The organism is Aminobacter sp. UC22_36, assembly GCF_044056035.1.
In the GTDB taxonomy this organism is placed as follows: domain Bacteria; phylum Pseudomonadota; class Alphaproteobacteria; order Rhizobiales; family Rhizobiaceae; genus Aminobacter.
Window position 1 is genome coordinate 4,819,660 of sequence record NZ_CP171996.1, and the last position, 21,802, is coordinate 4,841,461.

Sequence of the window (21,802 nt, forward strand, 5' to 3'; positions counted from 1 at the left end):
CTCCGGCCATGCCTAGCGGGTCGGCCAGATCGGTCGCACTTCGATGGTGCCATAGCTGGCGCTGGGGCAACGCGCCGCCCAGTTGAGTGCGGCATCGAGATCCGGCGCCTCGATGATGTAGAAACCGCCGAGTTGCTCCTTGGTGGTGGCGAAGGGCCCGTCGAGCACCTCGGTCTTGTCGTTGCGCACGCGCACGGTGGTGGCCGTGGAAGGGCCTTGCAGACGCTCGCCCGAAACCATCGCCCCGGCTTTGATCAGCGCTTCGTTGTAGGCCATGTAGGGCGCGCTCATCTTGTCCCGGTCTTGCGGGCTTGCCGCGGCGAACGGCGTGTCGTCGTGGTGAAGCAGAAGCATGTACTGCATTGTCGTCTCCTGTTGTTTGCGGCCGCATCGTTGCGGCTGAACGGACGTCGCGCGGCCGCGCCGGATTTCGACAGGCCAGCAGAATCTTTTTCGGCCCCGAGCCTAACACATGGAAATGGCTGGCTGGACCGGTGAAAATTCAGCTCTGGTGGGCATCCGCCCGGCTTGAGGAACAGGATGGCGGCATGCCATATCCGACCGCCGGGGAGCGGCAGGGGGATAAAAAATGTACAGGCTTTACACGCGCGCCGGCAGCGGCGGCTTCGTCGTCGAGGCGGCATTCGAACTGGCTGGCGTACCGTTCGAGCGCATCGAGGTGGTCAAGGGCGTCGGGCCCGCCGCGGAATTCCACAACATCAGCCCGCTCGGCCAGGTGCCGGCGCTGGTGCTGCCGGATGGCCATGCGATGACCGAATCCGCCGCCATGTGCCAGCTGATCGCCGAGCGCCATCCTTATGCACGGCTGGCACCCGCAGCGGATGCACCCGGGCGCGCCGATTTCCTGCGCTGGCTCACCTTCCTGTCATCGGTGATGTATCCAGCACTGCTGCGCTACTTTTATGCACAGCGCTACACGGCCGACGCGCATGGCATCGAAGCGGTGAAGGTCGCGGCGATCGCCGAGAGCGACCGGGGTTTCGGTGTTCTCGACAAAGCTCTCGAGGGCCGCGACTGGCTTGCCGGCGAGCGCATGTCGGTTGCCGACATCTATCTGCTGATGCTGGTGCACTGGCACCCCGAGGCTGGCAAGGTTGCCGCAACCTGGGCGAATGTCGAGCGCGTCTGCGCGGCACAGCGCGACATCCCCGTCATCAGGGACCTCAACGCCAGCCACGAGATGTGGTGAGGGCGAACCGGCCCGTGGGCCGGGCCGATCGGCAAAGTGCGGCGCCCGCAAGGATGCGGCACGCCAGATCATCATCTTGTCTTGAAGCAGCCGGGCTTGCGCCGCCGGCGAAGCGCGACGGCCTAAAGGCGCGTCGAAGCAAGCGCCCGGCGTTCGCCGCGCAAGGTGGTCGAGCGGTGATCGCTGGTCGGCCGCGCGATGCGGCTTTCGTGACGTCCGGTAACGGTCATGATCAGTGGAACGTCACGCGCGCCTGGAGCGTGCTGGTGCGACGCGCACAGGCAGGTCCCGGACCGCGCATGTAGTGGCGCTCGGGGCGGTAAGTCGGTGCGATGAATTCGCGAAACGCCACAGCGGCGAAAGTAAGGTGGTTCCAGATAGCCATTGTTCTTATCCCTGTCCGCCCGGGGCTCGTCCCGAACGTGAAAGCGATCATAGCCGGCGGATGTGAATCTTCGGTGAACGCGATGTTAATCTTCGTGTGAAAATGCGCCCGATCAGGGCTGAATTGCGTTCTTTTCTGGGCATTTAGGCCTGATCGGGCGGCATTGGTTAAGATGTGTCTTTTGCGCCACGGATGTAACGGCCGATTGCCGCGAAACTATCCACAGGTTTCGAGGCGCGGTTACATCGGCAGAGGCCGATTGAAGGCCGCGGCAACAGATTTGCCGTCAGGCGAGGAAGAGTTTCTCGAATGCCTTGCGTCCCGGCGGGGTGAATTCGATGACGCGGCTGCCTGCCGGGCGACGTGCCCACTTCTCGGCGATGATCTTGTCGAGGATGGCGGTGCCGAGCGATCCCGCAAGATGCGAGCGCCTGACGCTCCAGTCGAGGCAGGCACGGCACATCGGCCGGCGCGATTTGCCAAGGCCCGACGTGTCGATGCCAACGGCGGCAAAGAAGCCCGGCCCTGCCGGCCCGAGCCGGATCGAATCGTCGTCGCGGACGATGATCTCCTCGGCGACGAAGCGGTCGAACATTGCAACGGCATGATCGCCGGCGAGGTGGTCGTAACAGACGCGGGCCTCGCGCATCGACTTGTCGCGCGGCCCTGGCCTGGCGCGTTGCGGGCCGGAATGGGCGGCGACGCCGCTGATCGCCTCGATCATGTTCGCAACCTCGGTGCCTGATAGCGCGTAGTAGCGATGCCGCCCCTGGCTTGCGACCGTCAAAAGCTTGCCGTCCATCAGCTTGGCGAGATGCGAACTTGCCGTGGGCAGGGAAACGCCGGCTTCGAGCGCCAGCTCGCTTGCCGTCAGCGCACCGCCGTCCATCAGTGCGGTCAGCATGTTGGCCCGCGCCGGGTCGCCGACCAGGCTGGCGATGCGGGCGATATCGGGACCTTCCTTCATGACGCAACTACCTCCATGGTTCGATGGTAGTCGAAGCATTCTCGTCAGGCAATGCGTATTCTCCGACCATAGAAAGGGGCATGCCATGACGACGAACACCGAAACCGCCACCGCGCCGAACCGCCCGAAACACGGGGCATTTCGCCGTGTGCTGAGGTTCCTGGCCCGCGGTTATGACCGCCACCTGCAACGGCTCGACCTTTCCGAACTGACCGACGAACAGCTCGACGACATCGGCATCAGCCGCCGCGACGCCAGCCGCGAAAGTGCAAGCCGTTCTGGCGTTAGCCTGCCACGCCATCTCGGCCTGATACTTCGATGCCCGCCTAACCGTCCTCAACGGAGACCAAAATGACCATCACCTGCTTCATCCGCTACGAGATCGACCCGTTCGGCAAGGCGGCGTTCGAGCAATATGCCCGCAGCTGGGGCCAGGCGATCCCGCGCTGCGGTGCTGACCTGATCGGCTATTTCGCCCCGCACGAGGGTTCGGCGACGACCGCCTACGGCGTCTACAACATCGAAAACCTGGCCGCCTACGAGGCCTATCGGGCGCGGCTTGCCGCTGACCCGATGGGCCGGGAGAACTACGAATTCTCCAAGCGCGAGAAGTTCATCCTCAAGGAGGACCGCATCTTCCTGAAGCTGGTTTCGGGACCGCATGCGGCCTTGCATGACCCCGAAAAGTTGCAGACTTTTCGGACAGGGATCATGCAACAGGAATGCGTGAAGCCATGATCGCCGTGATCTTCGAGGTCGAGCCGGCTGAAGGCCTGCGCGAGGCCTATCTCGGCATCGCCTCCGACCTGCGCCCACTGCTCGATGGCATCGACGGCTTCCTGTCGATCGAACGGTTCCAGAGCCTCGCCAACCCTGGTCGGTTGCTGTCCTTGTCATTCTGGCGCGACGAGGAAGCGGTGAAGTCGTGGCGCAACACGGAGGAGCATAGGCAGGCGCAGATGGTCGGGCGTGGTGGGGTGTTTTCAGGCTACCGGCTGCGCATCGCACATGTCATGCGCGACTACGGGCTGACCGAACGCACGGAGGCGCCGGCAGATAGCAGGCGGGTGCATGGGTGAGATGTCAGCGCCGCTCGCGCTCGCCTGCCGCACGTTTTTGACTGCTTCTTTGCCCGGAATGCTCCATTTCTGAGTATTTGGTGAGTACCTTACTTTTTTGTCTGTACTTGAGCATGGGAAAGTAAAGCCCCAGCTATCGGCCATGACGCCGGGCTCGCTGGATGGATCATCCGGCAGACGGCGCTTCAAAGGGGCCGGCCGCTCTTGACGGCGGCACCTCAACGTCGATTGCACCGCGGCAAAGCCGGGTCGAAAGGGGACAGATCATGAGTAGCTACAAGGGCAAGAAGGCCGTAATCGTCGGCGGCACGCATGGCATGGGGCTCGCCGTCGCGCAGGCTCTGGTCGCCGGCGGCGCCGACGTGCTGATCACCGGCCGCACCGAAAAGACGCTCGACGAGGCGCGGCGCGTACTCGGCGACAACGCCTACGTCGTCCGCTCCGACATTGCCGACCTGCGCGAGATCGCCAAGCTTGGCACCGAAGTGAGCGAAAAGCTCGGCCAGATCGACTTCCTGCACATGAATGCCGGCATTTCCGAACTCGAGCCGTACGACCAGGTCACTGAAGCCTCCTTCGACCGCCAGTTCAGCACCAACACCAAAGGCACTTTCTTCACCACACAGCGCCTTGTGCCGCTGATCCGGGAAGGCGGCGCCATCGTTTTCACCTCGTCGGTCGCCGATGATTCCGGCACGCCCGGCATGGTGGTGTATTCCGCCACCAAGGCTGCGGTGCGGTCGTTCAGCAAAGTGCTGGCCGCCGAGCTTCTGCCACGCAAGATCCGGGTCAACGTGGTCAGCCCCGGCTTCATCGACACGCCAACCATGGGCGTCGCCGGCGCGACAGCCGACGAACGTGCCGCCTTCATGGCGATCGGCGACGCAGTGACGCCGATGAAGCGCCACGGCACGCCGGACGAGGTGGCGCGCGCTGTGCTGTTTCTCGGCTTCGACGCGACCTTCACCACCGGTGAGCAGATCAAGGTCGACGGCGGGCTCGGCCAGAACCTGTCGGTTTCGCCGGACTGAGAAGAGCGCCAGCTAGGCGTTGCCGATCAACACCCCCGCCGCAAACACCAGCGCGCCGCCGAGCACCACCTGGAAAGCGGCGCGGAGGAACGGCGTCTGCATGTAGCGGTTCTGGATGTAGGCGATGATCCAGAGCTCGAAGAACACGACGACCGCGGCGACCATCGTGGCGGTCCAGAAATGCGGGATCAGATAGGGCAGCGCATGGCCGAGGCCACCCAGCGTTGTCATCAGGCCGGTGGTGATGCCGCGCTTGACCGGTGAGCCACGCCCCGACAGCTTGCCGTCGTCCGAGGCCACCTCGGTGAAGCCCATTGAGATGCCGGCGCCGATCGACGCTGCGAGGCCGACGAGAAAGGTCTGCCAGGTGTCGTGGGTGGCGAAGGCGGCGGCGAAGATCGGCGCCAGCGTCGACACCGAGCCGTCCATCAGTCCGGCGAGGCCCGGCTGGACATAAGTCAGGATGAACTGGCGGCGTTCGGCCAGCGTTTCCTTTTCGCTGACATGCTCGGGCACGTGCTTCTGCTCGAGCTTCTGGGCGAGCGATTCATGGCTCTGCTCGGCGAGCGCGAGATCGTCGAGCAGCTTGCGGGTCGAGGCGTCGCTCGTGCGCTTGGACGCCTCGACGTAGAAGCGATAGGCCTGCCGCTCCATCTGCTCGGCCTGCTCGCGCACCTTGTCGACGCCGAGCGGCCGCACCAGCCAGTCGGGCTTGCGTTCGTAATAGCCGCGCACATGCTCGCGGCGGATCAGCGGGATGCGTTCGCCAAAGCGCTTGCGGTGCTGTTCGATGAGCTGATCGCGATGGCTATCCTCCTCCTCGGCCATGTCTTCGAACACCTTGGCCGATTGCGGAAACTCGTCGCGCAACCCGTCGGCATAGGCTCGGTAGATGCGACCGTCATCTTCCTCCGATGAAATGGCAAGCGCCAGAATCTCCTGCTCGGACAAGGAATCGAAGGCGCGGCGGCCGAAGCCGAAGACACGGGACAACATCAGCGAATCTTCCAGTTTAGAATAGTTCTAAACTATGCATTTGACGCCTGCCGGTCAATGCGCGCGCTGCGCGTGATCTATTTGCCGCATGTCGAAGAAGGTGCAGCCACGTCCCTTGTTATAGGGCAATGTGTGGCTATATAGCCTAATCTCACCCGATAGAAGGATTGCACAATGGCGGCCAAGCAGCACGCGCATCACATCGACCCCAAGCCCGTGCTCGAGCTGATCGCCAGCATCGAAGCAGATCTTGCCCGCCTCAAGGGCATGCTCGAACCGCAGCCGGAACAGTTCGACCCGGCCAATCCGCACAACAAGACCTGCGACGGCAAGCTGACGCCCGATGGCGTCGAATGCTGCTACCGCCTGTTCGACGAAGGCAAGTCGCGCTACTCGGTGGCCCAGGCGATGAAGATCTCGTTTGCCGCAGCGACCCATCGCTTCAACGCCTGGCGCAAGGCAGGCGGCGAGAAGCGGGTGCGGTCGCTGCTGGGGTGAGGCGTGTTGACCGCAGGCAAGAAATGCCAACGATCTGGCTTTTCTAACGAGGAACGCCCAGAGCCATAGCGGAGGGCCGGAGGGCGTCAAAGCAAAGCCGAAGCGCCCACGCCGCCAATGCCATCGCCGCCAAATCCGCCCTCACCGGCCGCCACGCGGCCACCTCTCCCCCACTTCGTGAGGGAGAGGAAACGCCAATCTCATAGGGACCAACCTCGCAGAACCTGAATTCCTCGCCTCCACAAGAGAGGAGGGAGGCCACTAAGGGTCGGCATGCCCCGACAGCACTTGCGCAGCACCTGATACGGCGTTGCGGAAGGCATCGTCGAAGCCGACGCCACTGATACCCCAGCGCGTAGCAGGTGGCTCGTCGGCAATGCGCCATTCGGCAACCCAGCCGGCCGGCCGATTGTTCCAGACGATGGTGCCGACAAGCGCCCTCTCGCCGCCGGCCATCCGGGCCAAGGTGCCGAGGCGCGCCGGATCGGCTGCCGGCAAAGTCCTGACACTCAAGCCGGACTGCATGATTTGTGCTTGCGACGGCAGGACGAGCGGCAATGCCAGCTTGTCGGCAGCGGCGATGAGCGCGGTACGCATGTCCTGATCGCGCGGGCCAAGGCTGTCACTGGCAAGCATGCTTGCGGCCCCTTTCATGTCGCGAATGCCGATGACAGCAACAAGGCGCGGACGCTTGAGCCATGGCTTGCGGTCGAGCGACTTCAAAAACGCGTTGAGCTTCGCCTCATCGAAAACGCAGGTGAGATCGTGCGGCCGGTCGTAGCTGCCCTGCTCGTCGTGGATCGGCGTGCCGCTCATACGGTCGCGAAATGTGTAGCTGGCGACAAGCTCGCTGGCATGTCGAACCTGTTCGGCAAGGCGCGGCGCGTTGAGCAGCCTGGAGTCGCCCGTGATGCGGACCACGACATCGCGCAGGCAGGTGACAAAGCCGATGTCGCGGCGTTCGGGCGCGGTGCCACTGGTGATTGTGCCGGTCGTGTAGAGCTCGGATGCCAACGCCTGGCCAAGGCATGTGACGACCAGCAGCGCCGCTGCCAGCACGGTCCTCATTCCGCCGCGAAGCATGTGCCGCACCCTCCCTTCGGAGGGTGCAACCTAGCAGAGCAGGCAGCGATGAAAAAGGCGGCGGCACCGGACGTTGCTCGGATGCGCAAAACGATGCTGGCAAGCCGGTACTAGTCCAGCGTGCGGCGGAACCTGAACAGGGCAAGTCCGGCGAAGATGGCGACGAACAGGCCGAGTATGCCGACCTCGGCTGATATGGCCGGGAATTCGGCGCCCTTCAGCATGACGGCGCGGATGATGCGCAGGAAGTGCGTCAGCGGCAGGATTTCGCCCAGCGCCTGGGCCCAGCCGGGCATGCCGCGATAGGGAAACATGAAGCCCGACAGCAGGATCGACGGCAGGAAGAAGAAGAAGGTCAGCTGCATCGCCTGCATCTGGGTGCGGGCGATCGTCGAGATGGTGTAGCCGAGCAGCACCAGCGCCAGCACAAAGACCAGGATCGCCGACAAAAGCAGCGACAGCGAGCCGATGAAGGGGATGGCAAACAACAGCTTCGAGGCGACCAGCACGACCGTCACCTGCACCGCGCCGACGACCAGATAGGGCAAGACCTTGCCGAGCATGATCTCGGCCGGGCTCGCCGGCATGGCGAGCAGGTTTTCCATCGTGCCGCGCTCGGTTTCGCGGGTCAGCGCCATCGAGGTCATCATCACCATGGTCATCTGCAGGATCACGCCGAGCAGGCCAGGCACGATGTTGTATTGCGAGATGCCCTCGGGGTTGTAGCGACGGTGGACGACGACCTCGAGCTGGCCCTTGGCCGTCGCGGCCGCGGCGGCCTGCATGCCTTGCGCCCTCAGCAGCGCCTGGTTGGCGACGGTGCCGAGCGTCGACACAGCACCGCTCGACGCCGAGGGATCGGTGGCGTCGGCCTCGATCAGTATCTGCGGCGTGTCGCCGGCGGCGACCCGGCGGCCGAAATCGGCCGGGATGGTGACGACGAAGGCGACCTCGCCGCTGGCCATCAGTTGTTCCGCCTCGGCTGATGTCTCGGCGATGTGGTCGAAGCGGTAGTAGTTGGTGTTCTGCAGCGCCGAGACCATGGCGCGGGTGTATTGGTCGTTGCTGGTGGCAACGAGTGCCGCCGGCAGGCTCTTGGGGTCGCTGTTGATGGCGAAGCCGAATAGCACCAGCTGCATCAGCGGCACGCCGAGCATCATGGCGAAGGTGATGCGGTCACGCCGCATCTGGATGAATTCCTTGGTCAGCAGCGCACCGAGCCGCGCAAAGGAAAAGAAGCCGTTGGCGGTCATGACATATTGTCCCTGGAAGCGGCCATGAACTGGATGAAGACGTCCTCGAGGCTGGTCTCGCCCGGCTCGACGGTCACGCCTTCGCGGCTGCCGATGTCGGCAAGGGCTGCCTCAAGCTTCTGCCTGTCGGAGCCGACGACATGAAGTGTGGCGCCGAAGGGGGCGACCTGCTCGACGCCGGGCCGGCCTTCGAGCGCTGCGGCGATCTGGTCGAGGCGCGGGCCCGACACCACGAAGGTGGTCAGCCCGGCATTGCGCACGACGTCCTCGACGGTGCCCGACGCCAGCATCTTGCCATAGGAGATGTAGCTGATGCGGTGGCAGCGCTCGGCCTCGTCCATGTAGTGGGTCGACACCAGAACGGTCAGCCCGCCGCGCGCCAGGCGGTGGATCTCGTCCCAGAACTCACGCCGCGCCTTGGGGTCAACACCGGCGGTGGGTTCGTCGAGCAAAAGCAGCTTCGGCTTGTGCATGATGCAGGCGGCGAGCGCCAGGCGCTGTTTCCAGCCACCTGACAGCGTGCCGGCAAGCTGGTTGCGGCGCGTGGTCAGGCCGAGCTCTTCGAGCGTCCGGGCGACATGCTCCTCGACAGGCCTGAGCTTGTAGAGCCGGGCGACGAATTCGAGGTTTTCGCCGATCGTCAGGTCCTCGTAGAACGAGAACTTCTGCGTCATGTAGCCGACTTCGCGCTTGATCTTGAGGCTGTCGGTGCGCAGGTCGTAGCCCAGCACCTGGCCCTCGCCCTCGTCAGGCGTGAGCAGGCCGCACATGATGCGGATCGTTGTGGTTTTGCCCGAGCCGTTGGGCCCGAGGAAACCGACGATCTCGCCCTCGGCGACCGTCATGGTGACGTGATCGACGACGGTCTTGTCGCCGAAGCGCTTGACCAGATTGGTGACTTCAATGGCGTTCATTGGGTGCCGTAGGCAGGGGAGCAGGGGAATGGGGCAATAGGGCAGGGCAGCAACGCACCTGACATTGCCCTACTGCCTTACTCCCCTGCTCCCTTCTGCAGTGCCACATCGACGATCTGGCCCGGCTGCAGCGCCGAGTTGGCATCTTCGGGGCGGGCCTCGACGAGGTAGACGAGCTTCTGCCGGTTCTCGAGCGAATAGATGACCGGCGGGGTGAATTCCGGGTCGGGCGAGACGTAGCTGACCTTGGCTGTCAGCCCATCGGCGCAGCCGTCGCAGCGCACGGCAAGACGGGTGCCGACCCTGACCGAGGAAAAGGCCTTTTCGGGGATGAACAGCGTCAGCTTGACCGCACCGTCCGGCAGCACCGACAGCACCGGCGACGACGGGCCGGCGGTGTCACCGGCATTGCGGATGACATCGTCGATGCGGCCGGCCGCAGGTGCTGTCAGTGTGCGCTTGGACAGCCGCCACTGGGCCTGGCCGAGTGCGGATCGCGCCTGCTCGACCTGCTTGTCGGCGGCCTTGATCGCGTCTTCACGCGCCGGCAGGCCGGCAACGTCAAGGTTGGCTTCGGCAAGGCCGATCGCCGCCTGCGAGACCTCGACCTGCGTCTTTGCCTCATCCATCTGCGCCTGGGTGGCGATGCCGCGCCTGAACAGGTCTTGCGTCCGCACCAGGACGCGGCTCGCCTCGTCCGACTGGGCCTTGGCCGAGCGCACCGTTGCCTCAAGGGCTGCGATCTCTTCCGGGCGCTTGCCGACCTTGAGATCGGCCAGTTGCGCCTCGGCCTGGGCAAGGGCGGCCTCGGCCTGGGTCACTGCGATCCTGGCGTCGCCGCTTTCAAGCGTGACAATCGGCTTGCCGGCTTCGACACGATCGCCGCGGCGCACGGATACGGTTTCAACCTGCGCCACTTCGATCGGCGCAAGTTGGACATAGTCGCCCTCGACATAACCGACAGCGAGCGGCGCCGGGGCGGCGCAGGCCGAAAACAAGGACGCCGCAAAGGGAATCGAACAAAGGATGCTCATTTCTTTCCTGCCTTTCGCGCGGCGATGATGGCCGCGACGTTTTCCTTGGCGACACCGATGACCTTGGCGGCCTCGGCGGGACCGATGTCGGCCCAGTCCATGCGCCGCATGACGGCGGCGCGGGCAATGCGGAAGTAGACGACCTGGCCGATCATCATAAACACGCTGATGCGGGTCTTTTCACTCTCCGCCTCTTCGCCGGTGGCCGCGGCCCAAAGCTGGCACAGCCGGCGATGCACCGGCTCGAAGACGCCGGTGTAGATGCGGTCGAGCGCGTCGGTCGGCGTCGACAGCTCGCGCAGCACGAACTGCACGATCTCGCCGGCTTCGGGACGAGCGACCATGAAGCCAACCATGCGCTCGACCGTTGCGTCGATCTGTGCTTCGGCCTGTTCTGATGTCACCCGCTGGATCTGTGCGGCACCGCCGAAGGCCTGGGCGACAATGGTCCGGATCGTCTCGACGATGTAATCGGCGGCGGCGAGCCGGAGCCCTTCCTTGCCGCCGAAGTGATAGGCGATGGAGCCGATGTTGGCATTGGCCTGAGCCGCGATCTCGCGGGTCGAGGTGCCGTCGAAGCCCTGGCGGCCGAACAGCTGGAGTGCTGCCATCACCAAGGCCATCCGGGTGGCGTCGGCTGCGGAATTTGTTTGTGGGGTCTGTGTCTTGCTCATGCAGCGTATTTAATCAATCGATTGATTAAAGTCAAATGAAATGTTGCGCCGCCTGCCGGGCCGCGCTTTATTGGCGCGATGGCGAAGGAAATCGAGCGCAAGTTCCTGGTGAACGGACAGGAGTGGCGGAGCCTTGTCGAAGACAGGATCCGCATCCGGCAGTTCTATCTCGCATCGAACACCGGCAGGTCCGTGCGGCTTCGCATTTCGGATGGCGAGTTGGCGACGCTGACGCTGAAATTCGGCTCCAGGGGCCGCGAGCGCGACGAATTCGAATATGCGGTGCCCCTCGCCGAGGCCGAGGAGATGATGGATTTCGCCATCGGCCGTGTCATCGAGAAGACACGTCATCATGTTAGCCATCGTGGCCGTCTCTATGAGATCGATGTGTTCGGCGGCGAATTGAGGGGGCTGGTCATCGCAGAGCTCGAGACGCCGGAAGATGTCCCGGCTTCGGAACTGCCAGCATGGATCGGCCGGGAGGTCACCAGCGATCCGCGCTACTACAATGCGTCGCTTGCCCTCAGCGACGTCCCGGAGGCTGTTGCATGAGCTTTCGCATCGATCCGCGCCTGGCGCTTACCGGCGAGGTTCGTCGTATTGCCGGCGAAGAGATCGAAAAGATCGCCGCCTATCTGAACACCGCCCGCGACAATCCCGAAAAGGCCCTGCACAACGCCCGCAAGCGTCTCAAGGCGCTGCGCGCGCTGCTGCATCTCGTCCGACCGGGCGACGAGGCCCTGTGCCGCGCCGAGAACGACCGCTATCGCGCCATCTCGCTATCGATCGCCGGCCCGCGCCAGGCGACCGCGCTGATCGAGACCATCGACCGGCTGGCCGAAGATTTCGCCGAGGACGCAAACGCTGCCGGGCTGGCAGCGATCCGCGCCAGGCTGGTGCGCCATCGCGCGCAAAGTGCTTATGGCGAGGCGGGGGCTTGGCGCGGTGCTCGACGATGCCGTCGCCGAATGCCAGGCGGGATTCGCAGCGCTGCAGGCACTCTCCCTTCCCGACCTGCCCGAGAACGCCGCCGACGTTTTGGCCGATGGCGCGCTGGCGACATTGCGGCGGGCACGCAAGGCGTTGCAGCAGTCGCGCGAGCGCGGCGAAGCCGACGATTTCCACGACCTGCGCAAGGCGGTGAAGCGGCATGCCGCCCACCTGTCGCTGCTGCGCAAACTCTGGCCGGCGCCGGTCAAGCCGCGCCGCGAACGTGTCGAGGCGCTTGGCGAAAGCCTGGGCGAGTTGCACGACGTGTTCGTCATGCGCAGGCTGATCGAGGCCGGCGAAGCGCCGTTCGACGTGCCGGAGCCGAAACATCTGGTGAAGTTGCTCAAACGTTCGGAAAGGGCCTTGCGCAAGCTGTGCCTTGCGGACGCCGCCGAACTGTTCGAGGAAAAGCCCAAGCGCACGGTGCGCAAGCTGGCGAAGAACGTCCGCGACGACCTCAGCGAAAGCATGGCGGATACTGAAGCCGACTAGCATCCGCAGCGCTGGCATCGCCGGCCCGCCTCATGTTACGTCCTGTGCGTCATGACGCAAAAGACCGACACCTTGCTCGATCGCCTCGGCCGCTGGCTCGCCTCCCGGCTGCAGGTCGAATCCTCAGGCTACGAGCCCTACACGCCATCCGATCCGGACACGCTGCGCCGTACGCTGGAACCCGGCGACATCCTGCTGATCGAAGGCAACCAGCGGATTTCGGCCGTCATCAAGTACCTGACCCAGTCGACCTGGTCGCATTCGGCACTTTACATCGGCGATGCGCTGCCGGAGCCCGCAGACGGCTCGGAACGGCCGCGGCTGATCGAGGTCAATCTCGGCGAAGGCTGCGTTGCCGTGCCGCTGTCGAAGTACCGCACCTACAATACCCGCATCTGCCGGGCCAACGGCCTGTCTCCAGAGGATCGCGACCATGTCGTCAGGTTCATGGTCGAGCGGCTCGGCCTGAAATACGACCTCAAGAACATCACCGACATGCTGCGCTTTTTCATCCCGCGGCCACCGGTGCCGGTACGCTGGCGCCGCCGCATGCTGGCCTTCGGCTCGGGCGACCCGACGCGTGCCATCTGCTCGACGATGATCGCCGAAGCCTATGACCAGATCCGCTATCCGATCCTGCCCGAGATCACGCGCGCGCCCGGCCGTGCCTCGGCGCAATCGACCTATATGCGCCAAGAGATCATGCACATCCGCCACCACTCGCTGTACACGCCGCGCGACTTCGACCTGTCGCCCTATTTTCGCATCGTCAAGCCGACGCTGGAATATGGCTTCGACTACAGGCAAGTGACATGGGGAGAGCAGAAGCAGGCTGGCAACGGCGCGTGATCGCCCACAAGCTCATTCGTCCTGTTTGGAGAAGTCGTCGTCGAGGCGCTTTTCCAGATCGACGAGGTCCTTGGGCAGCGGCAAGCCTTGCGCGCGCAACTCGCTCAGCTTCTCGCGCAGTTGCTCCTGCAGTTCGTGGGAATCCTCGGGCTGGTTGACCATCTCCTGGAGCAGGACCGCTATCTGGGCCTTGATCTGTTCGAGCGCCATGGTCCGGTCCTCCGTGGTTTTCAACTTGCCTCAGCATGCGCGAAATCAGCCGCGCCGTACAGTCGACATCGGCAGATGGTCATGACTGAACCAAATCAGGCCAAGCCGCCAAAACGCTGGCGATAGTTTGCCGGCGTGATGCCAACCTGCCTCAGGAAGGCGCGGTGCAAGGAAGCGAGGCTGCCAAAGCCGGGTCCGCTCGGCGACATGCCCAAGCGGCCTTCGAGATGCCGGCTTCGACGAGATCGCGTTCGCCCTGACGGCGGATGCCTGGTCACGAACCTATTGATCGCAAGCCGTCGCCACGAGTTCGCGTAAAGGTGGCCAATTCCCGCCATGGTCCGCGCCTTGCAGCCGACAAGCCGCGCGCTGGCCGACAAATTCTTGCGCCGAACGAATTGCAGGGCAACGCGGCGCTCGACGCCACGCTGGAGGAAATTTCGCACCGCTATGGCCAGCCGACCGCTGACTTTGTCCGGCAGCAGCTCGAATATCCCAGACCGTAGAAGGATAGTGTGCGCCAACTGATGGCGCACAACTCAGCGCAGCATGCGCGAGATCAGCTGCGCCGTATAGTCGACCATCGGCACGATGCGGGCATAGTTGAGCCGCGTCGGGCCGATGACGCCGAGCGCGCCGACGACGCGGGCATCCTTGTCGCGATAGGGCGCAACGACCAGCGACGAGCCGGAGAGCGAAAACAGCCGGTTTTCCGAACCGATGAAGATGCGCACGCCCGAGCCCTCCTCGGCGAGGTCGAGAAGCTGGATCAACCCGTCCTGGGTTTCCATGTCCTCGAACAGGTGCTTGAGCAGTTCGATGTCGGCCTGGGCGGTGACGTTTTCGAGCAGATTGGCGCGGCCACGCACGATCAGCCGCGACGGCAGCCCGCTTTCGGCGCCGGCCCAGACGGCGAGGCCCTTTTCGACAAGATCCTGTGACAGCGTGTCGAGGGCTGCCTTGGTCTCGTCCTTGATGCGGGCGATCTCGATCCGGGCCTCGGCCAAAGTGCGGCCACGGATATGGGCGTTGAGGAAGTTGGACGCCTCATGCAATTGGGAGACGGTGACGCCAATCGGCAGCTCGACGACGCGGTTTTCGACATCGCCGTTCTGCGACACCAGCACGGCGAGCGCCTTGGTCGGTTCGAGCTGGATGAACTCGATGTGCTTGAGCGCGACCTCGTTCTTGGCGGCGAGCACGAGGCCCGCGCCACGCGACATGCCCGACAGCATCTGGCTCGCCTCGGTCAGCATGTGCTCCAGCGTGGCGCCCTCGCCCGAAGCCTTGACCTGAGCCTCGATCACGCGGCGCTCATCGTCCGAGAGATCGCCGAGTTCCATGAAGGCATCGACGAAGAAACGCAGGCCCTTCTGCGTCGGCAGGCGGCCGGCGGAAATGTGCGGGGCGTAGACGAGCCCGAGTTGCTCGAGATCGCTCATGACGTTGCGCACGGTCGCCGGCGACAGCGACGAGGGCAGCATGCGCGACAGGTTGCGCGACCCCACAGGCTCGCCGTCGCGCAGATAAGAATCGACGATGCGCCGGAAGATGTCGCGCGAACGCATGTCGAGCGATTGTAGCGTGGGATCGGGTACCGCTTTGGTCATCTGCTTCATGGTCTCCGTCCAAAATGATATAGACCCCCACAGCGCGAACACAACTGCTGCTGCAGCGGAACCGGTTTTCCTTTGCGCTGGTCCTGCCATGGAGCTACAAGCCGGCAACAATTTCCGATTTCGCTATAGAAAGTAGCCGTATGCGCCCCTCCAAACGCCAATTCGACGAAATGCGCGCCATCTCCTTCGAGCGCAACGTGTCCAAGCACGCTGAAGGTTCCTGCCTGGTGAAGTTCGGCGACACCCATGTCCTGTGCACGGCGAGCCTGGAAGAAAAGGTGCCGGGCTGGATGCGCAATTCCGGCAAGGGCTGGGTGACAGCCGAATACGGCATGCTGCCGCGCTCGACCGGCGAACGCATGCGCCGCGAGGCCTCTTCGGGCAAGCAGGGCGGCCGCACGCTGGAAATCCAGCGCCTGATAGGCCGCAGCTTGCGCGCCGTCGTCGACATGGGCGCGCTCGGCGAACGCCAGATCACCGTCGACTGCGACGTGATCCAGGCCGATGGCGGTACCCGCACGGCCTCGATCACCGGCGCCTGGATCGCGCTTTACGACTGCCTGCGCTGGATGGAGACACGCCAGATGGTCAGCGTCGACAAGGTGCTGAAGGATCATGTCGCGGCAATTTCGTGCGGCATCCATGACGGCCAGCCGGTGATCGACCTCGACTATCTCGAGGATTCCTCGGCCGGCACCGACGCCAATTTTGTCATGACCGGCAAGGGCGGCATCGTCGAGATTCAGGGCACCGCCGAAGGCACCCCGTTCTCGGAAGAAGAGTTCCTGCAGCTGATGGGCCTCGCCCGCAAGGGCATCACCCGGCTGGTCGACCTGCAGAAGATGGCGGTGGGCTGAGGCTTCGCCATGCGGCCCTCGGCGATCCTTGAATCCGCGCTCTACGTCACCAACCTCGACGCCGCAGAGGCGTTCTATGGTGAGGTGATAGGGCTGGAGCGGATCGCCAAGGTGCCAGGGCGGCATGTGTTCTTCCGCTGCGGCCAGGGCGTGCTGTTGTTGTTTTACGCGGAAGCGACACTGCAGCCGCCGAAGCCCGATGCCAGGCTGCCCGTGCCACCGCATGGCACAACGGGTCAGGGGCATCTGTGCTTTGCCGCGACGGCTGAGGGAGTCGAGCAATGGAAGAGGCGGCTCGAAGGCGAAGGCATCGCCATCGAAGCCGATTTCGAATGGCCAAATGGCGGTCGTTCCATCTATTTTCGCGATCCCTCGGGCAACTCGCTTGAAATCGCCGAGCCGAAACTATGGGGTCTTTGATGCGCAAGCTTGCCGACAACGAGATCGTGATCGCCAGCCACAATGCCGGCAAGCTGCGCGAATTCGCCGACCTGATGGCACCATTCGGCATCGGCGCCAAGTCGGCCAAGGAATACGGCCTGCCCGAACCCGACGAGACCGGCACGACCTTCGAGGAAAACGCCTACATCAAGGCGCTGGCCGCCGCGACCGCGACCGGGCTGCCGGCGATGTCGGACGATTCCGGGCTGGTGGTCGACGTGCTCGACGGCGCACCTGGCGTCTACACCGCCAACTGGGCCGAAAGGCCGGACGGCACCCGCGACTTCGCCATGGCGATGCAGCGCACCGAAGACGCCATGCAGGAGCGCGGCGCCAAGGCCAGCGACCAGCGCACCGGCCGTTTCGTTGCCGTCATCTGCCTGGCCTGGCCTGACGGGCATGCCGAATATTTCCGCGGCGAAGCCGAAGGCAATCTGGTGTGGCCACCACGCGGCGAAAAGGGCTTTGGTTACGACCCGGTGTTTTTGCCTGAAGGGTTCGACAAGACCTTCGGCGAGATGAGTGCTGAGGAAAAGCACGGCTGGAAGCCCGGCCAGGCCGACGCGCTGTCGCACCGGGCGCGTGCGTTCCAGAAGTTCGCCCGCGCCATGCTCGGTTCGGCTTGATGGGGGTTACGTCGCTCAGCCGCGACCCCGGCTTCGGCGTCTATGTGCACTGGCCGTTTTGCGCGGCCAAATGCCCTTACTGCGACTTCAACAGCCATGTCCGCCACCAGCCGGTGGACCAGGAGCGTTTTGCCCGCGCCTTCGCCACCGAACTGGCGACGATGCGCGCACGCACCGGTCCGCGCGAGGTGACGAGCGTGTTCCTCGGCGGCGGCACGCCCTCGCTGATGCGGCCAGAGACTGTGGGCGCCGTGCTCGATGCCATCGCCGCCAATTGGACGATTGCGGCCAATGCCGAGATCACGCTGGAGGCGAACCCCTCGTCGGTCGAGGCCGAACGCTTCCGCGGCTATCGCGCGGCGGGCGTCAACCGCGTGTCGCTGGGCGTACAGGCGCTGAACGATGCCGACCTGCGCTTTCTCGGCCGGCTGCACAATGTTCCCGAAGCACTGCATGCCATCGGCCTTGCGCGCGAGATCTTCCCGCGCCTGTCGTTCGACCTGATCTATGCCCGCCCCAGCCAGAAGCCCGACGCCTGGGCCGCCGAGCTTGAACAGGCGATCGGCTATGCCGTCGACCATCTGTCGCTGTACCAGCTGACCATCGAGGAAGGCACCCGCTTCTTCCAGCTCTACAATGCCGGCAAATTCGAGATCCCCGACGGCGAGCACGCCGCTGAACTATATTCGATTACGCAAGAGGTCACGGCGGCCCACGGGCTGCCGGCCTACGAGATTTCCAACCACGCCAGGCCTGGCGCCGAAAGCCGGCACAATTTGACCTACTGGCGTTACGGCGAGTATGTCGGCGTTGGCCCCGGCGCGCACGGCCGTTTTCTCGAAGATGGCACGCGCATCGTCACCATCGCCGAGAAGCTGCCCGAGCGCTGGGCCGAGTTGGTCGAGGAGCGCGGCCACGGCATCACCGGCGGCGAGACGCTGAACCGTTCGGAAGAGGCCGACGAGTTCCTGTTGATGGGCCTGAGGCTCGTCGAGGGCATCGACCTCGCCCGCTACGAGCAGCTTTCCGGCAAGTCGCTGTCGTCGGCGCGGCTGTCGATCCTGCAGGGCGAAGGGCTGGTGGCGCCGATCGGCAACTCACGCCTGCGCGCCACAGCAGAAGGCATGATCGTGCTCGATGCCGTCGTCGCCGATCTGGCGCGCTAGGCGGAAGCTGCGGTGAAGAACGTGCTCTTCGTCTGCAGCCAGAACAAGTTGCGCAGCCCGACCGCCGAACAGGTGTTTGCCGCCCGTCGCGACATCGAGGTCGATTCCGCCGGCACCAACCACGACGCAGAGAACCCGCTGACGGCGGAACTGGTGGCCTGGGCCGACATCATCTTCGTGATGGAGAAGGCCCACCGCGTAAAGCTGCAGAAGAAGTTCGCCAAGGCACTCTCGGCCCGTGTCGTCTGCCTCGACATCCCCGACAACTACGCCTTCATGGACCCGGCACTGATCGCGCTGCTGGAAGAACGGGTCCCGAAGCACCTACGCTGATATCTCCTCGACGTCCGGGTAGCCGCTCAACGTATTGGTTCGCCCGCCAAGGCCGCGGCAAACGACGCGAGCCGCAAGAAAGATCGCGTAACGACTTGAGACCCGGGGCGACGGCCGAGTCTGTTTCAGGCCCTTCGTTGCATCGAAAACACGTTGGTCCCTTCGACATCTTCCTCGATCTTCTGCCAGCCCATGCCTTCGTAGTAGGCAGTCAGGCGTGGCTTGGCGCAGAGATAGACGGTCTCGAAACCCTGCTTGAACGCGGCCTCGGCCCCTGCTCGCGCAAGTGCGGTGCCGACGCCTGACTTGCGTGCGGCTTCGTCGACCCACAACGCGGCTACCCACGGCGAGTATTGCGGGCGCGATTCAAGATCGCTGTCGATCAAGTGGGCGGTGCCCAAGAAGGTGTCGCCTTCATGGGCGACGAGCGCCATGGGCAGCCCTGTCGAGGAAAAGTTCTCGTCCACCAAACCCTGGATGAAGTCGAGCTGGTGGCCGTCGTCGCGCCACCATGCGTTCCAGATACGATCGGCGACGTCGGCCGCGAATTCCGGCCTGTCGCGCAGATCGGAGATGGAATAATGCTGGGCGTTCGTCATCATGCTTGCTGCCAATTCCAAACTTCAAAGATTGGCGAGTGGTACTAGGCGAGCAACCGACTATCCATTGGCCAACAGTTTCATTTCAGGGAGCCAACATGAATTCAGCCGCAGAATCCTGGCAATTCTGGGCCATCCTCTCGGCCACATTCGCGGCGCTGACGGCGATCTTCGCCAAGGTCGGCATCGAAAACATCAATTCCGACTTCGCCACGCTGATCAGGACTGTTGTCATCTTGCTTGTGCTTGGCGCGATCATCGCCGCAACAGGGCAATTCCAGCCGCTCGCCGAAATTTCGCGCAAGACCTATCTGTTCCTGGTGCTTTCGGGGCTGGCCACGGGCGCGTCGTGGCTGTGCTACTTCCGCGCGCTGAAGCTCGGAAATGCGGCGCAGGTGGCGCCAATCGACAAGCTAAGCGTCGTTCTTGTCGCGGTGTTTGGCGTCATTTTCCTTGGCGAGCGACTTAGCACGGCGAACTGGCTCGGCGTCGCGCTGATCGCGGCGGGGGCGGTTCTGGTCGCCACCAGGTCGTGACGGTGGGGCCGCTTTGGTGGCGGCGTCAAGGCGGGAGATGAAGGCGTCGAAACGATGGGGCATGGCCTGTACGATTGCCTCTGTTCACGAATCGCTCTCGTTCCGATCCGCGGCGGCGATTTGTTTCCCGCACTGTGGCAAAGCCATGGCGAAAACGATCACATCCTTTTGCAAGCCAGGCCGGGCCATGCCAATTAGGGGCTAGAGCCTTGCCATTCCGCTTGAAGCGGAATGGGGCTCTATTTTCTTGTTGGAGCATGATCTTATCCGAAAACCGGTTCCCACTTTTCGGGATCATGCTCTAGAAGCGAGGCGGCGTGCAGAACAACGAAAACAAGCGGGTCTATGTCATCGGCCAGACCGAGATCGCTGCGCGGCCGCTTGTGCCGGCGCTGTATCTGGTGGCGACGCCGATCGGCAATCTTGGCGACATCACGCTGCGCGCGCTCGAAACGCTGGCCGGGGCCGACCACGTCGCCTGCGAGGACACGCGGGTGACGCGCGTTTTGCTCGACCGCTACGGCATCCGCCAGCGCCCGACCGCCTATCACGAGCACAATGCCAGCGAAGCCGGGCCACGGCTGATCGAAGCGCTGGAGAACGGCCGCAGCGTAGCGCTGGTCTCCGATGCCGGCACGCCGCTGGTCTCGGACCCAGGCTTCCGCCTCGTAGGGCAGGCACAGGAACGCGGCATCCGTGTCGTGCCGATCCCCGGTGCTTCGGCGGTGCTTGCCGCACTGACCGCCTCGGGCCTGCCGTCGGATGCGTTTTTCTTCGCCGGTTTCCTGCCGGTCAAGGACGGGCAGAAGCGGACGCGGCTCGAAGAGGTCAAGGCCGTGCCGGGCACGCTGATCTTCTTTGAATCGCCGCGCCGGCTGGCCGACACGCTCGGTGCCATGGCCGACGTGCTCGGCCCGCGCCAGGCGGCGATCGGGCGCGAACTGACCAAGACCTTCGAAGAAATCCGCACCGGCACCCTGGCTGAACTGGCCACGCACTATGCCGAAGCCGACACGCCCAAGGGCGAGGTCGTCATCTGCGTCGCCCCACCTGAAGAGCGGACAGAGACAGCCGACGATGTCGACAAGCTGCTGTTGTCACTGGCCAAGGAGATGCCGGCGTCGAAGGCGGCAGCGGAAGCGGCGCGGATGACCGGCGGGCAGAAGCCAGCACTTTACCGCCGCCTGCTGGAACTGCGCGAAGGGACGGATGACTGACCGCCCCGCCCGCCAGTACGCTCAACGCCGCGGCCATCGCGGCGAGTGGCTGGCGGCATTGGCACTGATGCTCAAGGGCTACCGGATCGTTGCCCGGCGCTACAAGACCAAGCTCGGCGAGATCGACCTGATCGCCCGGCGCGGCAATCTTGTGCTGATCGTCGAGGTCAAGGCGCGCAAGACCCTGATCGAGGCGATGGAGGCTGTCGCCTACAGCTCGGAACGGCGCATCGAGGGCGCCGCCGACCTGTGGCTGGCGCGGCAGCCGGACTACGGCAAGCTCTCGGTGCGGTTCGACATGGTGGCGGTGCTGCCAAGGCGCTGGCCGGTGCATGTCGAGAATGCATTCCAGGGACGGAGCTGAGCATGGAGCGGCGCATCGTGCGACGCGATGGGCCTTTACGCCTGCGGCCAATGCCCTTAACAGGCCTCGCAAGCCCGCGTCGCGGGCAATAGAGGTTCGCGCCCGAAGGCGCCCGAGTTACTGGAGATGGCAATGTCCCTTCCCGACCGCCTGAGCAACGACCCGCGCAGCCCGTTTTTCAACGCCGAGGCGCTGCAGGCGGGCGTCGGCATCCTGTTCAACGGCAAAGAGCGCCAGGACGTCAGCGAGTATTGCGTCAGCGAAGGCTGGGTCCGCGTGCCGGCCGGCAAGTCGAAGGACCGCTACGGCGAGCCGATCACCATCAAGCTCAAGGGCACTGTCGAGGCTTTTCCGAAGCCTTGATCCAGTCCGCAGCGTA

At 64.3% G+C, this 21,802-nt stretch carries 31 protein-coding genes; 19 read left to right on the forward strand and 12 right to left on the reverse strand.

Going from position 1 to position 21,802, the window contains the following annotated elements:
* Positions 1-12: 12 nt before the first annotated feature.
* On the reverse strand, positions 13-363 hold the full coding sequence (locus ACHMW7_RS27055) for a YciI family protein (protein ID WP_395448456.1): 351 nt from the start codon (positions 361-363) through the stop codon (positions 13-15).
* A gap of 226 nt (positions 364-589) precedes the next feature.
* Between ACHMW7_RS27055 and ACHMW7_RS27060 the strand changes: the two genes are divergently transcribed.
* Positions 590-1,210, forward strand: a complete 621-nt coding sequence (locus tag ACHMW7_RS27060; protein WP_395448457.1) for a glutathione S-transferase family protein — start codon at positions 590-592, stop codon at positions 1,208-1,210.
* Positions 1,211-1,442: 232 nt separating this feature from the next.
* Here the strand turns inward: ACHMW7_RS27060 and ACHMW7_RS27065 are convergent, their stop codons facing one another.
* Positions 1,443-1,595: a hypothetical protein gene (locus ACHMW7_RS27065; protein WP_184770089.1), complete on the reverse strand. Its 153-nt coding sequence runs from the start codon at positions 1,593-1,595 to the stop codon at positions 1,443-1,445.
* A gap of 286 nt (positions 1,596-1,881) precedes the next feature.
* Complete coding sequence (locus ACHMW7_RS27070) at positions 1,882-2,562, reverse strand: ArsR/SmtB family transcription factor (protein ID WP_395448458.1); 681 nt, start codon at positions 2,560-2,562, stop codon at positions 1,882-1,884.
* 85 nt (positions 2,563-2,647) lie between these two features.
* On the opposite strand from ACHMW7_RS27070, the gene ACHMW7_RS27075 reads away from it, so the two are divergent.
* From ACHMW7_RS27075 to ACHMW7_RS27090, 4 genes are all read left to right on the forward strand, one after another.
* Positions 2,648-2,917 (forward strand): DUF1127 domain-containing protein, encoded by a 270-nt coding sequence (locus tag ACHMW7_RS27075; RefSeq protein ID WP_395448459.1) that lies wholly within the window; start codon positions 2,648-2,650, stop codon positions 2,915-2,917.
* Entirely contained in the window at positions 2,914-3,300 is a 387-nt protein-coding gene (locus tag ACHMW7_RS27080; protein ID WP_395448460.1) for an NIPSNAP family protein, read from the forward strand. Before ACHMW7_RS27075 ends, ACHMW7_RS27080 begins: the two co-directional genes overlap by 4 nt.
* Entirely contained in the window at positions 3,297-3,641 is a 345-nt protein-coding gene (locus ACHMW7_RS27085) for an antibiotic biosynthesis monooxygenase family protein (RefSeq protein ID WP_395448461.1), read from the forward strand. The genes ACHMW7_RS27080 and ACHMW7_RS27085 overlap by 4 nt, the downstream gene beginning before the upstream one ends.
* Positions 3,642-3,907: 266 nt before the next feature.
* Complete coding sequence (locus ACHMW7_RS27090; protein ID WP_395448462.1) at positions 3,908-4,672, forward strand: SDR family oxidoreductase; 765 nt, start codon at positions 3,908-3,910, stop codon at positions 4,670-4,672.
* 12 nt (positions 4,673-4,684) lie between these two features.
* On the opposite strand, the gene mbfA is transcribed toward ACHMW7_RS27090, so the two are convergent.
* Positions 4,685-5,668 (reverse strand): iron exporter MbfA, encoded by a 984-nt coding sequence (gene mbfA, locus ACHMW7_RS27095; RefSeq protein WP_395448463.1) that lies wholly within the window; start codon positions 5,666-5,668, stop codon positions 4,685-4,687.
* Between the two features lie 174 nt (positions 5,669-5,842).
* Between mbfA and ACHMW7_RS27100 the strand changes: the two genes are divergently transcribed.
* Positions 5,843-6,166 (forward strand): hypothetical protein, encoded by a 324-nt coding sequence (locus tag ACHMW7_RS27100; RefSeq protein WP_395448464.1) that lies wholly within the window; start codon positions 5,843-5,845, stop codon positions 6,164-6,166.
* A 261-nt stretch (positions 6,167-6,427) separates the two neighbouring features.
* On the opposite strand, the gene ACHMW7_RS27105 is transcribed toward ACHMW7_RS27100, so the two are convergent.
* From ACHMW7_RS27105 to ACHMW7_RS27125, 5 genes are all read right to left on the reverse strand, one after another.
* A complete protein-coding gene (locus ACHMW7_RS27105) occupies positions 6,428-7,249 on the reverse strand; it encodes a DUF2066 domain-containing protein (protein ID WP_395448465.1) in 822 nt (273 codons plus the stop codon).
* A 110-nt stretch (positions 7,250-7,359) separates the two neighbouring features.
* The gene (locus ACHMW7_RS27110; RefSeq protein ID WP_395448466.1) at positions 7,360-8,502 is read right to left on the reverse strand and encodes an ABC transporter permease; all 1,143 of its coding nucleotides are present in this window, start codon (positions 8,500-8,502) and stop codon (positions 7,360-7,362) included.
* Positions 8,499-9,416 (reverse strand): ATP-binding cassette domain-containing protein, encoded by a 918-nt coding sequence (locus ACHMW7_RS27115; protein ID WP_395448467.1) that lies wholly within the window; start codon positions 9,414-9,416, stop codon positions 8,499-8,501. The genes ACHMW7_RS27110 and ACHMW7_RS27115 overlap by 4 nt, the downstream gene beginning before the upstream one ends.
* Positions 9,417-9,493: 77 nt before the next feature.
* On the reverse strand, positions 9,494-10,450 hold the full coding sequence (locus tag ACHMW7_RS27120) for an HlyD family secretion protein (protein WP_395448468.1): 957 nt from the start codon (positions 10,448-10,450) through the stop codon (positions 9,494-9,496).
* A complete protein-coding gene (locus ACHMW7_RS27125) occupies positions 10,447-11,124 on the reverse strand; it encodes a CerR family C-terminal domain-containing protein (protein WP_395448469.1) in 678 nt (225 codons plus the stop codon). The genes ACHMW7_RS27120 and ACHMW7_RS27125 overlap by 4 nt, the downstream gene beginning before the upstream one ends.
* Before the next feature lie 78 nt (positions 11,125-11,202).
* On the opposite strand from ACHMW7_RS27125, the gene ACHMW7_RS27130 reads away from it, so the two are divergent.
* The 3 genes from ACHMW7_RS27130 (at position 11,203) to ACHMW7_RS27140 (ending at position 13,455) form a co-directional block, all read left to right on the forward strand.
* Entirely contained in the window at positions 11,203-11,676 is a 474-nt protein-coding gene (locus ACHMW7_RS27130) for a CYTH domain-containing protein (RefSeq protein ID WP_395448470.1), read from the forward strand.
* Between the two features lie 369 nt (positions 11,677-12,045).
* The gene (locus tag ACHMW7_RS27135; RefSeq protein WP_395448471.1) at positions 12,046-12,606 is read left to right on the forward strand and encodes a CHAD domain-containing protein; all 561 of its coding nucleotides are present in this window, start codon (positions 12,046-12,048) and stop codon (positions 12,604-12,606) included.
* Between the two features lie 51 nt (positions 12,607-12,657).
* The gene (locus ACHMW7_RS27140) at positions 12,658-13,455 is read left to right on the forward strand and encodes a YiiX/YebB-like N1pC/P60 family cysteine hydrolase (protein WP_395448472.1); all 798 of its coding nucleotides are present in this window, start codon (positions 12,658-12,660) and stop codon (positions 13,453-13,455) included.
* Positions 13,456-13,467: 12 nt separating this feature from the next.
* Here the strand turns inward: ACHMW7_RS27140 and ACHMW7_RS27145 are convergent, their stop codons facing one another.
* The gene (locus ACHMW7_RS27145) at positions 13,468-13,665 is read right to left on the reverse strand and encodes a hypothetical protein (protein ID WP_395448473.1); all 198 of its coding nucleotides are present in this window, start codon (positions 13,663-13,665) and stop codon (positions 13,468-13,470) included.
* A gap of 320 nt (positions 13,666-13,985) precedes the next feature.
* On the opposite strand from ACHMW7_RS27145, the gene ACHMW7_RS27150 reads away from it, so the two are divergent.
* Positions 13,986-14,171: a hypothetical protein gene (locus ACHMW7_RS27150; RefSeq protein WP_395448474.1), complete on the forward strand. Its 186-nt coding sequence runs from the start codon at positions 13,986-13,988 to the stop codon at positions 14,169-14,171.
* A gap of 33 nt (positions 14,172-14,204) precedes the next feature.
* On the opposite strand, the gene hrcA is transcribed toward ACHMW7_RS27150, so the two are convergent.
* Positions 14,205-15,275, reverse strand: coding sequence for a heat-inducible transcriptional repressor HrcA (gene hrcA, locus ACHMW7_RS27155; RefSeq protein ID WP_395451457.1), 1,071 nt, complete (start codon positions 15,273-15,275; stop codon positions 14,205-14,207).
* Positions 15,276-15,424: 149 nt separating this feature from the next.
* On the opposite strand from hrcA, the gene rph reads away from it, so the two are divergent.
* Genes rph through ACHMW7_RS27180 form a run of 5 tightly spaced genes read left to right on the forward strand, consistent with a single transcriptional unit; the run spans position 15,425 to position 18,707 of the window.
* Entirely contained in the window at positions 15,425-16,141 is a 717-nt protein-coding gene (gene rph, locus ACHMW7_RS27160; protein WP_395448475.1) for a ribonuclease PH, read from the forward strand.
* A gap of 9 nt (positions 16,142-16,150) precedes the next feature.
* On the forward strand, positions 16,151-16,561 hold the full coding sequence (locus tag ACHMW7_RS27165) for a VOC family protein (RefSeq protein ID WP_395448476.1): 411 nt from the start codon (positions 16,151-16,153) through the stop codon (positions 16,559-16,561).
* The gene (rdgB, locus tag ACHMW7_RS27170; RefSeq protein ID WP_395448477.1) at positions 16,561-17,208 is read left to right on the forward strand and encodes an RdgB/HAM1 family non-canonical purine NTP pyrophosphatase; all 648 of its coding nucleotides are present in this window, start codon (positions 16,561-16,563) and stop codon (positions 17,206-17,208) included. Before ACHMW7_RS27165 ends, rdgB begins: the two co-directional genes overlap by 1 nt.
* Positions 17,208-18,374: a radical SAM family heme chaperone HemW gene (gene hemW / locus ACHMW7_RS27175; protein ID WP_395448478.1), complete on the forward strand. Its 1,167-nt coding sequence runs from the start codon at positions 17,208-17,210 to the stop codon at positions 18,372-18,374. Before rdgB ends, hemW begins: the two co-directional genes overlap by 1 nt.
* Before the next feature lie 12 nt (positions 18,375-18,386).
* A complete protein-coding gene (locus ACHMW7_RS27180; RefSeq protein ID WP_395448479.1) occupies positions 18,387-18,707 on the forward strand; it encodes a low molecular weight protein tyrosine phosphatase family protein in 321 nt (106 codons plus the stop codon).
* 125 nt (positions 18,708-18,832) lie between these two features.
* On the opposite strand, the gene ACHMW7_RS27185 is transcribed toward ACHMW7_RS27180, so the two are convergent.
* Complete coding sequence (locus ACHMW7_RS27185) at positions 18,833-19,309, reverse strand: GNAT family N-acetyltransferase (protein WP_395448480.1); 477 nt, start codon at positions 19,307-19,309, stop codon at positions 18,833-18,835.
* A 95-nt stretch (positions 19,310-19,404) separates the two neighbouring features.
* Here ACHMW7_RS27185 and ACHMW7_RS27190 point away from each other — a divergent pair, with 95 nt between their 5' ends.
* The 4 genes from ACHMW7_RS27190 (at position 19,405) to ACHMW7_RS27205 (ending at position 21,786) form a co-directional block, all read left to right on the forward strand.
* Positions 19,405-19,842, forward strand: a complete 438-nt coding sequence (locus ACHMW7_RS27190) for an EamA family transporter (RefSeq protein ID WP_395448481.1) — start codon at positions 19,405-19,407, stop codon at positions 19,840-19,842.
* A gap of 317 nt (positions 19,843-20,159) precedes the next feature.
* Positions 20,160-21,059 carry a 16S rRNA (cytidine(1402)-2'-O)-methyltransferase gene (rsmI, locus tag ACHMW7_RS27195; protein WP_395448482.1) on the forward strand — a complete coding sequence of 300 codons (900 nt, stop codon included), beginning with the start codon at positions 20,160-20,162 and terminating at the stop codon, positions 21,057-21,059.
* On the forward strand, positions 21,052-21,423 hold the full coding sequence (locus tag ACHMW7_RS27200) for a YraN family protein (RefSeq protein ID WP_395448483.1): 372 nt from the start codon (positions 21,052-21,054) through the stop codon (positions 21,421-21,423). Before rsmI ends, ACHMW7_RS27200 begins: the two co-directional genes overlap by 8 nt.
* Positions 21,424-21,555: 132 nt before the next feature.
* Entirely contained in the window at positions 21,556-21,786 is a 231-nt protein-coding gene (locus ACHMW7_RS27205; RefSeq protein ID WP_115729434.1) for a DUF3297 family protein, read from the forward strand.
* The last annotated feature ends 16 nt before the right edge of the window (positions 21,787-21,802 follow it).

Coding starts and splice junctions, on each gene's coding strand:
- ACHMW7_RS27110 (WP_395448466.1), bottom strand. CDS start 8,502: ATGACCGCCAACGGCTTCTTTTCCTTTGCGCGGCTCGGTGCGCTGCTG.
- ACHMW7_RS27065 (WP_184770089.1), bottom strand. CDS start 1,595: ATGGCTATCTGGAACCACCTTACTTTCGCCGCTGTGGCGTTTCGCGAA.
- hemW (WP_395448478.1), top strand. CDS start 17,208: ATGGGGGTTACGTCGCTCAGCCGCGACCCCGGCTTCGGCGTCTATGTG.
- ACHMW7_RS27120 (WP_395448468.1), bottom strand. CDS start 10,450: ATGAGCATCCTTTGTTCGATTCCCTTTGCGGCGTCCTTGTTTTCGGCC.
- ACHMW7_RS27070 (WP_395448458.1), bottom strand. CDS start 2,562: ATGAAGGAAGGTCCCGATATCGCCCGCATCGCCAGCCTGGTCGGCGAC.
- ACHMW7_RS27140 (WP_395448472.1), top strand. CDS start 12,658: ATGACGCAAAAGACCGACACCTTGCTCGATCGCCTCGGCCGCTGGCTC.
- ACHMW7_RS27060 (WP_395448457.1), top strand. CDS start 590: ATGTACAGGCTTTACACGCGCGCCGGCAGCGGCGGCTTCGTCGTCGAG.
- mbfA (WP_395448463.1), bottom strand. CDS start 5,668: ATGTTGTCCCGTGTCTTCGGCTTCGGCCGCCGCGCCTTCGATTCCTTG.
- ACHMW7_RS27080 (WP_395448460.1), top strand. CDS start 2,914: ATGACCATCACCTGCTTCATCCGCTACGAGATCGACCCGTTCGGCAAG.
- ACHMW7_RS27090 (WP_395448462.1), top strand. CDS start 3,908: ATGAGTAGCTACAAGGGCAAGAAGGCCGTAATCGTCGGCGGCACGCAT.
- ACHMW7_RS27125 (WP_395448469.1), bottom strand. CDS start 11,124: ATGAGCAAGACACAGACCCCACAAACAAATTCCGCAGCCGACGCCACC.
- ACHMW7_RS27205 (WP_115729434.1), top strand. CDS start 21,556: ATGTCCCTTCCCGACCGCCTGAGCAACGACCCGCGCAGCCCGTTTTTC.
- ACHMW7_RS27185 (WP_395448480.1), bottom strand. CDS start 19,309: ATGATGACGAACGCCCAGCATTATTCCATCTCCGATCTGCGCGACAGG.
- hrcA (WP_395451457.1), bottom strand. CDS start 15,275: ATGACCAAAGCGGTACCCGATCCCACGCTACAATCGCTCGACATGCGT.
- ACHMW7_RS27085 (WP_395448461.1), top strand. CDS start 3,297: ATGATCGCCGTGATCTTCGAGGTCGAGCCGGCTGAAGGCCTGCGCGAG.
- ACHMW7_RS27145 (WP_395448473.1), bottom strand. CDS start 13,665: ATGGCGCTCGAACAGATCAAGGCCCAGATAGCGGTCCTGCTCCAGGAG.
- rdgB (WP_395448477.1), top strand. CDS start 16,561: ATGCGCAAGCTTGCCGACAACGAGATCGTGATCGCCAGCCACAATGCC.
- ACHMW7_RS27115 (WP_395448467.1), bottom strand. CDS start 9,416: ATGAACGCCATTGAAGTCACCAATCTGGTCAAGCGCTTCGGCGACAAG.
- ACHMW7_RS27135 (WP_395448471.1), top strand. CDS start 12,046: ATGGCGAGGCGGGGGCTTGGCGCGGTGCTCGACGATGCCGTCGCCGAA.
- ACHMW7_RS27105 (WP_395448465.1), bottom strand. CDS start 7,249: ATGCTTCGCGGCGGAATGAGGACCGTGCTGGCAGCGGCGCTGCTGGTC.
- ACHMW7_RS27200 (WP_395448483.1), top strand. CDS start 21,052: ATGACTGACCGCCCCGCCCGCCAGTACGCTCAACGCCGCGGCCATCGC.
- ACHMW7_RS27130 (WP_395448470.1), top strand. CDS start 11,203: ATGGCGAAGGAAATCGAGCGCAAGTTCCTGGTGAACGGACAGGAGTGG.
- rph (WP_395448475.1), top strand. CDS start 15,425: ATGCGCCCCTCCAAACGCCAATTCGACGAAATGCGCGCCATCTCCTTC.
- ACHMW7_RS27075 (WP_395448459.1), top strand. CDS start 2,648: ATGACGACGAACACCGAAACCGCCACCGCGCCGAACCGCCCGAAACAC.
- ACHMW7_RS27055 (WP_395448456.1), bottom strand. CDS start 363: ATGCAGTACATGCTTCTGCTTCACCACGACGACACGCCGTTCGCCGCG.
- ACHMW7_RS27100 (WP_395448464.1), top strand. CDS start 5,843: ATGGCGGCCAAGCAGCACGCGCATCACATCGACCCCAAGCCCGTGCTC.
- ACHMW7_RS27165 (WP_395448476.1), top strand. CDS start 16,151: ATGCGGCCCTCGGCGATCCTTGAATCCGCGCTCTACGTCACCAACCTC.
- ACHMW7_RS27190 (WP_395448481.1), top strand. CDS start 19,405: ATGAATTCAGCCGCAGAATCCTGGCAATTCTGGGCCATCCTCTCGGCC.